At 71.3% G+C, this 12458-nt stretch carries 11 protein-coding genes and 1 pseudogene; 9 read left to right on the plus strand and 3 right to left on the minus strand.

The features are described 5' to 3' along the window. Window positions 1-33: 33 nt before the first annotated feature. The 9 genes and pseudogenes from DEJ29_RS12045 to DEJ29_RS12085 all read left to right on the plus strand — a co-directional run bounded on the left by DEJ29_RS12045 (window position 34) and on the right by DEJ29_RS12085 (window position 8723). Window positions 34-306 carry an HPr family phosphocarrier protein gene (locus DEJ29_RS12045; RefSeq protein WP_022905912.1) on the plus strand — a complete coding sequence of 91 codons (273 nt, stop codon included), beginning with the start codon at window positions 34-36 and terminating at the stop codon, window positions 304-306. A 127-nt stretch (window positions 307-433) separates the two neighbouring features. Further along, window positions 434-1276, plus strand: a complete 843-nt coding sequence (locus DEJ29_RS12050) for an exodeoxyribonuclease III (RefSeq protein WP_071406392.1) — start codon at window positions 434-436, stop codon at window positions 1274-1276. A 41-nt stretch (window positions 1277-1317) separates the two neighbouring features. After that, window positions 1318-2328, plus strand: a complete 1011-nt coding sequence (gene trpS, locus DEJ29_RS12055) for a tryptophan--tRNA ligase (protein ID WP_110863350.1) — start codon at window positions 1318-1320, stop codon at window positions 2326-2328. A 2-nt stretch (window positions 2329-2330) separates the two neighbouring features. Next, the gene (locus DEJ29_RS12060; RefSeq protein WP_071406390.1) at window positions 2331-2885 is read left to right on the plus strand and encodes a GNAT family N-acetyltransferase; all 555 of its coding nucleotides are present in this window, start codon (window positions 2331-2333) and stop codon (window positions 2883-2885) included. 91 nt (window positions 2886-2976) lie between these two features. Beyond that, window positions 2977-4065: a bifunctional diaminohydroxyphosphoribosylaminopyrimidine deaminase/5-amino-6-(5-phosphoribosylamino)uracil reductase RibD gene (gene ribD, locus DEJ29_RS12065; RefSeq protein WP_502866895.1), complete on the plus strand. Its 1089-nt coding sequence runs from the start codon at window positions 2977-2979 to the stop codon at window positions 4063-4065. Between the two features lie 29 nt (window positions 4066-4094). After that, window positions 4095-4724 (plus strand): annotated as a pseudogene (gene ribA, locus DEJ29_RS12070) (GTP cyclohydrolase II); the annotation flags it as partial. Between the two features lie 220 nt (window positions 4725-4944). Continuing rightward, window positions 4945-6324, plus strand: a complete 1380-nt coding sequence (locus DEJ29_RS12075) for an MFS transporter (RefSeq protein WP_284173641.1) — start codon at window positions 4945-4947, stop codon at window positions 6322-6324. Between the two features lie 322 nt (window positions 6325-6646). Continuing rightward, complete coding sequence (locus DEJ29_RS12080; RefSeq protein ID WP_027466417.1) at window positions 6647-6862, plus strand: hypothetical protein; 216 nt, start codon at window positions 6647-6649, stop codon at window positions 6860-6862. A gap of 7 nt (window positions 6863-6869) precedes the next feature. Next, window positions 6870-8723 carry an ABC transporter ATP-binding protein gene (locus DEJ29_RS12085; protein ID WP_111095103.1) on the plus strand — a complete coding sequence of 618 codons (1854 nt, stop codon included), beginning with the start codon at window positions 6870-6872 and terminating at the stop codon, window positions 8721-8723. A gap of 70 nt (window positions 8724-8793) precedes the next feature. Here the strand turns inward: DEJ29_RS12085 and DEJ29_RS12090 are convergent, their stop codons facing one another. Genes DEJ29_RS12090 through dacB form a run of 3 tightly spaced genes read right to left on the minus strand, consistent with a single transcriptional unit; the run spans window position 8794 to window position 12454 of the window. Next, a complete protein-coding gene (locus DEJ29_RS12090; RefSeq protein ID WP_111095104.1) occupies window positions 8794-10302 on the minus strand; it encodes an NAD-dependent succinate-semialdehyde dehydrogenase in 1509 nt (502 codons plus the stop codon). Continuing rightward, window positions 10299-10919, minus strand: coding sequence for an isochorismatase family protein (locus DEJ29_RS12095; RefSeq protein WP_181438205.1), 621 nt, complete (start codon window positions 10917-10919; stop codon window positions 10299-10301). The genes DEJ29_RS12090 and DEJ29_RS12095 overlap by 4 nt, the downstream gene beginning before the upstream one ends. A 23-nt stretch (window positions 10920-10942) precedes the next feature. Beyond that, window positions 10943-12454 (minus strand): D-alanyl-D-alanine carboxypeptidase/D-alanyl-D-alanine endopeptidase, encoded by a 1512-nt coding sequence (gene dacB, locus DEJ29_RS12100; RefSeq protein ID WP_111095106.1) that lies wholly within the window; start codon window positions 12452-12454, stop codon window positions 10943-10945. Window positions 12455-12458 lie beyond the last annotated feature (4 nt).

The following is a 12458-nucleotide window of genomic DNA, read 5'->3' on the forward strand; positions in this document are numbered from 1 at the left end:
ATGAGCCAACCACCCATCGACAGGAGTACATCGATGTCCGAAGCCACCCGCACCGTGACCGTCGCCAGCGCATCCGGCCTGCACGCTCGCCCCGCATCCCTCTTCGTCCAGACCGTGACGGCGTCGGGGCACCAGGTCACGATCGCCAAGGGCGACAAGTCCGGGAACGCCGGCAGCATCCTCGCCCTGCTCGGGCTCGGTATCGAGAACGGCGACGAGGTCACCCTCACCGTCTCGGGCGACGACGCCGAGACCACCGCGGACAGCCTGGTCGAGTTCCTCAAGACGGACCACGACGCGGCCTGATCGCGCAGGTCGCGTCCTGCACGCGACCACCAGACGGACGGGAGGCACGGTGCCAGCTGGCACCGTGCCTCCCGTGCGTCCGTGGGGGCGTCCAGGGCTGTCGGCACCCGCCGATAAGGTGTTCTGCATGACACGCCTGCGCCTCGCATCCGTCAACGTGAACGGCGTCCGCGCCGCCTTCCGCAAGGGCATGGGCGACTGGCTCGCCACCCGCGACGTCGACGTGCTGGCCCTGCAGGAGGTGCGCGCGTCGAGCGACGACCTGGCGGCGCTGCTCGGCGACGAGTGGGACATCGTGCACGACCCGGCGACCGCGAAGGGTCGGGCCGGCGTCGCGATCGCATCCCGACACTCCGCCCAGATCCACCGCGTCGCGCTCGGCCCGGACGACTTCGACTCGGCCGGCCGCTGGCTCGAGGCCGACTACGAGATCGGCGGGACGACCGTCACCGTCGTCTCCACCTACGTGCACTCGGGCGAGGTCGACACCCCGAAGCAGGACGAGAAGTGGAAGTTCCTCGACGCCATGACCGAGCGGCTGCCCGCACTCCGGGCGCACAACCCGCTCGCCGTCGTCGTCGGTGACCTGAACGTCGGGCACGACGAGCGCGACATCAAGAACTGGAAGGGCAACGTCAAGCGAGCCGGCTTCCTGCCGCGCGAGCGCGCCTACTTCTCGCGGTTCTTCGGCGCCGACGGCGAACCGGTCGAGGGTGCCGACGGTTCCACGGGTCCCGGCCTCGGATGGGTCGACGTGGGTCGTGCCCAGGCCGGCGACGTCGACGGCCCGTACACGTGGTGGTCGTGGCGCGGTCAGGCCTTCGACAACGACACCGGCTGGCGCATCGACTACCAGATGGCGACGCCCGACCTGGCCGCCAAGGTCACGGAGTACACGGTCGACCGCGCCGCGGCGTACGACCAGCGATGGTCCGACCACGCCCCCGTGGTCGTCGACTACGAACTCTGACCCCTCTTCTCTCGCTTCACCTGACGCACCGGAGCACCACCATGACCAAGACCCGCATCTTCTCGGGCATCCAGCCGTCCGCCGGATCGCTGCACCTCGGCAACTACGTCGGGGCGCTCATGCAGTGGAGGACCCTGCTCGACGACTACGACGCCATCTACTGCGTCGTCGACATGCACGCCATCACCTCGCCGCAGGACCCGGCCGAGCTCCGCGCGAACACCCGGGCCACCGCTGCGCAGTACATCGCGTCGGGCATCGACCCGTCCAAGGCGACGCTGTTCGTGCAGTCGCACGTGCCCGCGCACGCCGAACTCGCCTGGGTGCTGAACACCCTGACCGGCTTCGGCGAGGCGAGCCGGATGACCCAGTTCAAGGACAAGTCGGCACGCCAGGGCGCCGAGGCCGCGTCGGTCGGGCTCTTCACCTACCCGATCCTGATGGCCGCGGACATCCTGCTCTACGACACCAAGGTCGTGCCGGTCGGGGACGACCAGCGCCAGCACGTCGAACTCACGCGCGACCTGGCCGGACGCTTCAACTCGCGGTTCGGCGACACCTTCGTCACGCCCGAGGCACGCATCCTGACCGAGACCGCGCGCATCTACGACCTGCAGGACCCGACCAGCAAGATGAGCAAGTCCGCAGCGTCGGACAACGGCCTCATCCGTCTGCTCGACGACCCGAAGCGCACCGCGAAGAAGATCAAGTCGGCCGTCACCGACGCCGAGCGTGAGATCCGGGCCGACCGCCAGACGAAGCCCGGTGTGACGAACCTGCTGACGATCCTGTCGGCGTTCACCGGCACCTCGATCACTGCGCTCGAGGAGTCGTTCGCCGGAAAGGGCTACGGCGACCTGAAGGGCGAGGTCGCCGACGCCGTCGTGGCCGAGCTCGAACCGGTCCGCGCCCGCACGCTCGAACTGCTCGACGACCCGGCGGAGCTCGACCGGCTGCTCGCCGTCGGCGCCGACCGCGCCGAGTCGATCGCCCAGGAGACCCTGGCCCGCGTCTACGACCGCATCGGGTTCGTCCCGCGGTCGCGCGGCTGACCGTGCAGCCCGTCACCCTCGAGTCGGCGCGGGTCCGGCTCGACCTGCCCACCCGCGCCGACACCGCGGCGATCACCGAGGCCTGCCAGGACCCGGAGATCGTCCGGTGGACGACGGTGCCGACGCCGTACCGCGAGCAGGACGCCCGGACCTTCGTCGACGCCCTGGTCGGACCGGGGTGGGCATCGGACCGCGAGTACACCTGGGCGATCCGACCGGCCGGTTCGACGTGGCTCGCGGGCATCATCAGCTACCGCACCGCCGGCCGTGACCTCGGGTTCTGGCTCGCACCGTCCGCGCGCGGTGCCGGACTCATGCACGACGCCGTCCGGCTCGTCGTCGACTGGGCGTTCGAGCAGGGCGCGCCGGACGTCTACTGGGAGTGTTACGAGGGCAACGCAGCGTCGGCAGCGGTCGCCCGTGCGGCCGGGTTCTCGTTCACGGGCCTCGGCGCAGCACGGGTGCCGGACCGGGACGGCGGCCCGACCGCGGCGTGGACCGCACTGCGACGCGCCGACGGCACCCCAGCCTCCGAGCTCCCCTGGCCCGTCGCCTGAACGCGCTCACAACCGTGGTGACGTGTCACCCAACCACCGCCGGTAGGCTCGGCCCGTGAGCGACACGGCACGACCCACCGAGGTCCGGGCGATGCGCCGCGGGCTCGAACTCGCGGCCCTCGGGCCCGTCGTCGGCGACCACGCCCGCGTCGGCGCCGTGATCCTCTCCCCCACCGGTGAGGTCCTCGCCGAGGGGTGGCACAAGGGCGCCGGCACACCGCACGCCGAGGTCGACGCGATGGCCAAGGTCGACCCGGCACTGCTGCGCGGCGCGACGGCGGTCGTCACCCTCGAACCCTGCAACCACGTCGGCCGCACCGGCCCGTGCGCCGTGGCTCTGCTCAACGCCGGGATCGCCCGGGTCGTGTACGCGATCGACGATCCCGGAGCCGACGTGCACGGCGGCGCCGACCGTCTCCGTGCCGCCGGGGTCCAGGTCGTCTCCGGCGTCCTGGCCGACCAGGCCGAGGCGTTCCTCGAACGCTGGCTGCTCTCGGTCCGGCTCGGCCGACCGTGGGTCACCGTCAAGTGGGCGTCCAGCCTCGACGGGCGCGCCGCCGCTGCCGACGGCACGAGCAAGTGGATCACCGGCGCCGCCGCACGCCAGCACGTCCACGAACAGCGCGCCGCCCACGACGCGATCCTCGTCGGCACCGGCACCGTCCTGGCCGACGACCCGAGCCTGACCGCGCGCGGGGACGCCGGCGAACTGCTCGCCGACCAGCCCCTCGCCGTGGTGCTCGGTGACCGCCCGGTGCCTGCCGACGCCGCCGTCCGTCGGCACCCGCGCGGGTTCGTCACCCTGCCCGGACACGACCTGGCCACCTCACTCGGCGCCCTGCGCGGGCACGGCGTGCACTCGGTGTTCGTCGAAGGTGGTCCCACGGTCGCCTCGGCGCTCATCGCCGCCGGACTCGTCGACGAGTACCTGGTGTACATCGCCCCGGTGCTGCTCGGCGGACCCCGGGTCGCCCTCGACGACCTGGGCGTGGGAAGCATCTCCGACCGTCGGCGGTTGGACGTACTATCGACCACCAGCCTCGGCCCCGACCTGCTGGTCCGAGCCCGACCGCACCGTCCGCAGCACCAGAACCAGCACCAGCACGACCGCCAGCAGCAGCAGCACGCGACACCCGGGCTCGGGAACGACGGGCCCACGAACGACCGGAGCACCCCATGACCGATGCGCTGACCTCCCCCACGCCGGGGAGCCCGGTCAAGTTCGAGGTGTCGACGAACGTGCCGACCACCCACGGCACCTTCCAGATGCGCGCCTACCGCGACCTCGTGACGAGCGCGGAGCACGTCGCGATCATCGGCACCCTGCCGGACGGCTCGATGCCCACCGACGGCGCACTCGTCCGGGTGCACTCCGAGTGCCTGACCGGTGAGGCCTTCGGCTCGCTGAAGTGCGAGTGCGGCCCCCAGCTCGACGCCGCGCTCGACACGATCGCGGCCGAGGGCGGCGTGGTCATCTACCTGCGCGGGCAGGAGGGCCGTGGCATCGGCCTCATCAACAAGCTCAAGGCCTACCGCCTGCAAGAGGACGGTCTCGACACCCTCGACGCCAACCTCGCGCTCGGCCTGCCCGCCGACTCCCGTGCTTACGGCGGCGCCGCGGGCATCCTCGCCGACCTCGGCATCACCCGGGTCCGGCTGCTGTCGAACAACCCGGAGAAGCGCCGCCAGCTCGAGGAGCACGGCATCACCGTCGACTCCCTCGTGCCGCTCGTCGTCGGCATCTCGGCGCAGAACGCCGGGTACCTCGACACGAAGCGCGACCGGATGGGCCACCAACTGCCCGAGCACCTCGAAGCGGGAGCTGGCGCGGGCGCCTGAGCGCGCGCAGGAGGCAGACGCTTCGGCCAGCTGACTCTGGGCTGATTCGCAGGCAGACGACATCTGTCGTATGATCGGGCTTCCGTCACAAGCGGTCCCCCCTCAGCCGAACGCACCCGATCGGTGCCCGCGCCACCCCGCGCGAACCGATCGGTGTCCGCCGTTTCGGATCCTCGTGCTCCCCGTCGGGAGCACGCAGCACGGAAGACCCCGCCCTGTCATGACCGCCGCCCCGGCACCCGCAACCCCCACCTCCGCTCCGCCACCCGCCGGCAACCCGCGCTCCCGCGTCGTCATCGCGAGCCTCGTCGGCACGTCGATCGAGTTCTACGACTTCTACGTCTACGCGACCGCCGCGGTGCTCGTCTTCCCGACGCTGTTCTTCCCGAACGAGGACCCGACGGCCTCGCAGCTGTCCTCCTTCGTCACCTTCGCCCTGGCGTTCTTCGCCCGGCCGGTCGGGTCGATCATCTTCGGGCACTTCGGCGACCGGATCGGCCGCAAGACCACCCTCGTCGCGTCGCTGCTCGTGATGGGCACCGCCACGTTCCTGATCGGCTGCCTGCCGACGTTCGACACCATCGGCGTCTGGGCCCCGGTCCTCCTCGCCGTCATGCGCTTCGCCCAGGGCGTCGGGCTCGGCGGCGAGTGGTCCGGTGCGGCCCTGCTCGCGACCGAGAACGCACCGAAGGGCAAGCGCGGCGTGTTCGGCTCGATGCCGCAGCTCGGTGCCCCGATCGGCTTCCTGCTCGCGAACGGCCTGTTCATCGCGATCAACGCGGCGATGCCCGCCGGTGCCGACGGCACCCCGAACGCCGACTTCCAGGCGTGGGGCTGGCGCATCCCGTTCCTGCTCTCCGCCGTGCTCGTCATCATCGGTCTCTACGTGCGCTTCAAGCTCGTCGAGTCGCCGGTGTTCCGCGGTGTGCAGGAGTCCGGCACGGTCGCGAAGGTCCCGCTCGGCCGGGTGTTCCGCACCTCGTGGCGGGCCGTCATCGTCGGCACGTTCGGCATGGTCGCCACGTACGTGCTCTTCTACTTCATGACGACGTTCACCCTGTCGTACGGCACGACAGGCTCCGAGGCCAGCGCACTCGTCCCGAAGGTCGGCCTCGGGTACAGCCGTGGCGAGTTCCTGACCCTGCTCATGATCGGTGTCGTGTTCTTCGGCATCTTCACCCCGATCGCGGGGCTGCTCGCCGACAAGTTCGGCCGCCGCAAGACCCTCATCCCGACCACGATCGGCATCGCGCTGTTCGGCCTGACGTTCCAGTTCTGGTTCGCGGCGTCGAGCGGCCCGATCACCGTGGTGACCTTCCTCATCGTCGGGCTCTCGCTGATGGGGCTGACCTTCGGTCCGATGGGTGCGCTGCTGCCCGAGCTGTTCCCGACGAACGTCCGGTACACCGGCTCGGCCATCGCGTACAACGTCGCGTCGATCCTCGGTGCGTCGCTCGCCCCGACCATTGCACTGGCGCTCTGGAAGCCGGACGGCGACATCTTCCTGGTCGGCCTGTACCTGACGATCGCCGCGGTCGTGACGCTGGTCGCGCTGCTCTTCGTGCGCGAGACGAAGTCGAAGGACATCGCCGACGCCTGATCGGCGACGCATCCGCGGGACGGGCGCACCCCGCTCAGCAGCGACGCGAAGCGTTGCGCGGGGTGCGCCGACCGAGCCTGCGAGGGAGGGGTGCCAGCTGGCACCGGGCCTCCCGTCCGTCGTGTGCGCGCCTCCCCCCGCGCAACACGCCGTCGTGTCAGCGGGACGCCGCATGCCCGTCGAGACGCCGCCGGATTCGGCGGCGTCTCGCGCGCGTGGCGGCGTCGAACGAAGACGCCGGCGTCTGCGCACCCGATGCTGCACGGCTCGCGCCGTCAACGCAGGTTGACGGATGTCGGTACGTCAATGTAGGTTGACAGGCATGGACCGACCGACCATCACGAGCCTCGCGGCCGGAGCATCGGGGGACGACCCGTTCTCCGCCCTCGCCAACGTGCGGGAGCTGCGCCGTGAGCTCGACCGGACCGAAGAGCTCGCTGCGCGACGTGCCCGCACCGCCGGTGCCTCGTGGCAGGAGATCGCGACGCTGCTCGGTGTCAGCCGACAGGCAGTGCACAAGAAGTACGGCAGAAACTAGGAACACGATGAGCTTCCCCTTCGCACGCCCGAAGACCTCCGACGGCCCCCGCGCCACGTTCGGTCGCCTGCTGTCCTACCTGTTCGAGAACAAGCCCGCGATGGTCGTGATCATCGTGCTGAGCGTCCTCGGGGCGGGGGCCTCGCTCGCGCAGCCGCTCCTGGTCAACCAGGTCATCACCGCGGTGCAGCAGGGCAACACCCTCAGCACGCTCGTGTGGCTGCTGGTCGGGCTCGTCATCGTCGCGGGGGTGCTGAACGGCGTGCAGCACTTCCTGCTGCAGCGTGCGGGCGAGGGCGTCGTGCTCTCCACCCGCCGCAAGCTCATCGCCCGCATCCTCAACCTGCCGATCTCGGAGTTCGACACGCGGCGCACCGGCGACCTGGTGTCCCGCGTCGGCAGCGACACCACGCTCCTGCGGGCCGTCCTGACCCAGGGGCTGATCGAGTCGATCGGCGGCGCGCTCACGTTCATCGGCGCCATCGTCGCGATGGCCATCATCGACCCGCTGCTGCTCGGCATCGTGATCGTGATCGTCCTGATCGCGATCGTCGTCGTCGGCGGGCTGAGCCGTCGCATCCGGGTCGCCTCGAAGCGTGCGCAGGAGAAGGTCGGCGACCTCACCGCCGCCGTCGAACGCGGCATCGGTGCGGTCCGCACGATCCGTGCGGCCGGCGCCACCGAACGCGAGGTGCGCGAGGTCGACAGCCACGCGACCGAGGCCTACAAGCGCGGCCTCGACATCGCCAAGATGTCTGCCTTCGTCGTCCCCGTCGCGAGCATCGTCATGCAGGTCGCGTTCATCGCCGTCCTGGGCGTCGGCGGTGCACAGGTCGCAGCCGGCACCATCACCATCGCGACGCTCATCACGTTCATCCTGCTGCTCTTCATGATGATCATGCCGCTCGGCCAGGCGATGGGCGCGGCCGTCGCCGTCGCCCAGGCGCTCGGCGCGCTCGGCCGGATCGAGGAGATCCTGCACCTGCCGACGGAGTCGCAGGACGACGAGTCGGTCCGGCCCGCCGCGGCCGTCGCCACCGACGACGCCATCGCGTTCGAGCACGTCTCGTTCCGGTACCGCGCCCAGGCGGACGCCTCGGGTGCCGACGGCGCGGTCGCGTTCGACCCCGCGGACCGTCCAGGAGGCCCGGATCGCGTCGACGACGAGCGCCCGGCCGACGACGTGGTGCTCCACGACGTGTCGTTCCGGGTGCCCCGCGGCTCGCGTGTTGCACTCGTGGGTCCGTCCGGTGCCGGCAAGTCGACGACCCTGGCGCTGATCGAGCGGTTCTACGACCCCACCGGCGGCGTCATCCGCCTCGGTGGCATCGACGTCCGCGGCATGGACCGCGACGAGCTCCGGGCTCAGATCGGCTACGTCGAGCAGGACGCCCCCGTGCTCGCCGGCACGATCCGCGCCAACCTGCTGCTCGGGTCGCCGAACGCCACCGAGGACGACTGCGTCCGGGTGCTCGAGGCGGTCAACCTCGGCGAGGTCCTGCACCGCGACCCCCGCGGTCTCGACGCGCAGGTCGGTGAGGACGGCGTGATGCTCTCCGGTGGGGAACGGCAGCGCCTGGCCATCGCCCGCGCGCTGCTCGCCGCTCCCCCGATCCTGCTGCTCGACGAGTCGACGTCGTCACTCGACGGCGTCAACGAGCAGAAGATGCGGCTCGCGATCGACGCCGTCGCCGAGGACCGCACCCTGCTCGTGATCGCCCACCGGCTGTCGACGGTGGTCGACTCCGACGTGATCGTCGTGCTCGAGCACGGCCGCGTCGTCGGCAGCGGCACGCACTCCGAGCTCGTGGAGTCGACGCCGCTCTACCGCGACCTGGCGAAGCACCAGCTGCTGGTGTGATTGCCGGTACGGCCGCGAGTACCGCGGCCGTACCGTCGATCCAGGCTCGGGCTCGGGCTCTGGCTCTGGCTCAGGCGGCGAAGGGGTCCGGCGTCAGCACGTAGACGGTCTCGAGGTACTCCTCGATGCCCTCGTGCGAACCCTCACGGCCGAGGCCGGAGGACTTCACGCCACCGAACGGGAACGCCGCGTTCGACACGACACCCGTGTTCAGCCCAAGCATGCCCGTCTCCAGGCGCTCGGCGAGCCGCTGGCCGCGCTGGAAGTCGGTGGTGAAGGCGTAGGCGATGAGACCGTACTCGGTGTCGTTCGCGAGCCGGATCCCCTCGTCCTCGGTGGTGAAGCGCGTGACCGAGGCGACCGGTCCGAAGATCTCCGTCGTCATGATCTCCGACCCGGGCTGCACGTCGTCGATGACCGTCGCCTCGTAGAACGTGCCCGGACGGTCGATCCGGTGTCCGCCGGTGACGAGCCGGGCGCCACGGCCCAGGGCGTCGTCGACGAGCCCTGCGGCCTTGTCCACCGCACGGTCGTCGATGAGCGGTCCGAGCGTCGTGCCGTCCTCGGTGCCCCGACCGACGCGCAGCGCGTCGACCTTCGCGGTGAGGGCCGCGACGAACGCGTCGGCGATGCCGTCCTGCACGAAGAACCGGTTCGCGGCGGTGCAGGCCTCGCCCGTGTTCCGGAACTTCGCGAGCATCGCGGCATCCACTGCCTTGTCGAGGTCCGCGTCGTCGAACACGAGCAGCGGGGCGTTGCCGCCGAGCTCCATGCTCGTCTTGAGCACGTTGTCGGCGGCCTGTTTGAGGAGCGCTGAGCCGACCGGGGTCGAGCCCGTGAACGTCAGCTTCCGCAGGCGCGGGTCGGCGATGATCGGCTCGGACAGCGCCTTGGCGTCACTCGAGGGGATCACGTTGAGCACGCCGTCCGGCAACCCGGCACGGCGGAACAGCTCCACCAGGAACAGGGTCGTCAGCGGGGTGAGGTCGGCCGGCTTCGCGACGACCGTGCAGCCGGCGGCCAGCGCCGGACCGATCTTCCGTGTCGCCATCGCGAGCGGGAAGTTCCACGGCGTGATCGCGTACACGGGGCCGACCGGACGCTTCAGCACGATCGCGCGGCCGGTGCCCTCGGGGTTCGTGCGGTAGTCGCCGGTGATGCGGACGGCTTCCTCCGAGAACCACCGCAGGAACTCGCCGCCGTACGTGACCTCGCCGCGGGCCTCGGCCAGGGGCTTGCCCATCTCCAGCGACATCAGGGCCGCGAGGTCGTCGGCGTGCTCGTGCACCAGGTCGAAGGCCCGGCGCAGGATGTCCGAGCGCGTGCGCGGGGCCGTCGCTGCCCACGACTCCTGCGCCGCGGCGGCTGCGTCGAGGGCCGCGAGGCCGTCCTCGGGGGTGGCGTCGGCGACCTCGGCCAGGACGGCACCGGTCGACGGGTCGTGCACGGCGAAGGTGGACCCACTCGACGAGGCGCGCCAGGTGCCGCCGATGAAGAGTCCGGTGGGGACGCCCTCGACGCGGACGTGCTCGTCGGCGACGGTGGTGGTGGTGGTTTCGTTCGTGGTGGTGTCGGTCACAGTCGTGCTCCTCCTGGGTTCGCGAGGCCCTCGTCCATGTCGCTGCGGTCGACGTGTCCGCCGGCCGCCCGGATCTCGTCGAGCGCCCGGGCGCTGCGCTCGACGTCGACGCCGGCCACCAGGTCCTCGTACACGGCGACGTCGAGGCCCGCGGCACGGGCGTCGAGCGCCGAGGCACGGACGCAGTGGTCGGTGGCGATGCCGACGACGTCCATCGTGTGCACGCGGCGCTCGGCGAGCACCTCGGCCAGCGGGACGCCCGCCTCGGTCCGGGCCTGGAACGCCGAGTAGTCCGGCGTGCCCTGCCCCTTGCGGACGTCGACGTCGATCAGTGCGGTGTCGAGATCGGGGTGGTAATCGGCGCCGGGTGTGCCGGCGACGCAGTGCACCGGCCACGTGTCGACGAAGTCGGGTCCGTCGGGTCCGGCGAAGTGTCCGCCGTTGTCGTCGTCGCCGTGGTGCCAGTCGCGGGACGCCACGATCAGGTCGTACTCGTCCCCGTGCCGACCGAGGAACGCGGTGATGCGCTTCGCGAGCGCCGCTCCCCCGGTGACCGCGAGCGCTCCGCCCTCGGTGAAGTCGTTCTGGACGTCCACGACGAGCAGTGCTCTTGCCATGGGTCCATCCAACACCCGTCGGCTCAGGAGCCGGTGAGCTTGCTCCCGCACGAGTAGGTCGCGGCGGTCACCGCGTCGAGTGCCGGCAGTGCCGCTGCACGCGGTGAACCGATGGCGTAGAAGGCGAAGGTCAGCCGCGACCCGTCGGCGGCGTCGATGTAGCCGCCGAGGGTGTTGGCGCTGTCGATCCAGCCCGTCTTCGCGTGCACCTTGCCGCGGGCGACCGCGTTCGCGCCGGTGAACCGGCTGGCCAGGGTGCCGGACTGGCCGGACACCGGCAGGGCGTTCGCGAGCGTGCCGAGGCCCTTCGCGCCGGAGGCGACCTGCACCATGAGGTGTGCGACGAACTCCGGCGACACCGCGTTCGAGGCGCTCTCGCCCGAGCCGTCCTTGATCACGATGCCGGCCGGGTCGAGGCCGTAGGAGCGCAGTGCCGACTGGTACACGGACGACAGCGACGCCGCCGAGCCGTTCGAGCCGGACTCCTTCGAGGACACCCGGGCGAGCATCTCGGCCAGGGTGTTGTCCGAGTTCGGGATCATCTGCCCGATGAGTGTCGACACCGGCTGCGACGACACCGTGGCGATCGTCTCGGTGCCGGTGGTCGCCCGCTTGACGATCTGCGCGGACGAGGCGCCAGCGACGCCAGCGTTCGCCAGTGCCGTCCGGAACGCGATGCCCGCGCGTCCGACCGGGTCCTCCGACCGGGGCGAGGTCGCCGCTGCGGGGTTCGCCCGGTCACCGTCGACCATGAGCGCCGTGACCTCCGGCTGGTACCCGATGGTGCGCTCGGACACCGGCCACGTGGGGTCCCAGGCGTCGGCGTCGCTCCAGTACGAGTCGTCGGTGACGATCGTGGTGACCGGGGTGTCGCCGACCTTCGCCTTCACCTGCTGCGCGAGCTGGGCGAGGGTCGGGGCGCCCGGGTACACCGTGCCACCGCCGGCGGACAGCGTCGCGTCGCCGTGACCGACCAGGGCGACGGTGTTCGCGGACTCCCGCGCGACGGTCGTCGGGATGCGGTGGTCACCCCCGAGCACCGAGAGCGCGGTCGCCGAGGTCAGGGTCTTCATGACGCTGCCGGTCTGGGCGGCCCGCTCGCCGTGCTGGGAGAACAGGACCTTGCCCGTCTTCGCGTCCATCACGTACCCCTCGAAGTCGCCGAGGCCGCTCGCCGACGCAGCCGTCGCGATCGAGCAGGTCCGGAGCGCGGACGGACCGGCGAGGTCGTCCGGCACCGCGCGGGCATCGGGGGTCGGGGTGGGGGACGGCTTCGTCGTCGGGCGCTTCGTGGTGGTCGTCCGGTCCGGAGCCGAGGACGCGGTCCGGGTCGGGCTCGGCGCCGCGGCGGTCCGGGAGTCCGGGGTCGTGGCCGCCGCGACGGCGACGGCCCCACCGGAGCCGACCACGAGCAGCGCCGCGAGGCCACCGGCGATCCAGGGAACCGGGCGGCGCGCGGCGGAGGCACGCACCGCGGTGACGGCGGCGCGGAACCGCTCCGGGACGGAACGCGGGCTGGGCTGCTGCTCGGACATCGCG

The organism is Curtobacterium sp. MCPF17_021, from assembly GCF_003234605.2.
Classification (GTDB): Bacteria; Actinomycetota; Actinomycetes; order Actinomycetales; family Microbacteriaceae; genus Curtobacterium; species Curtobacterium flaccumfaciens.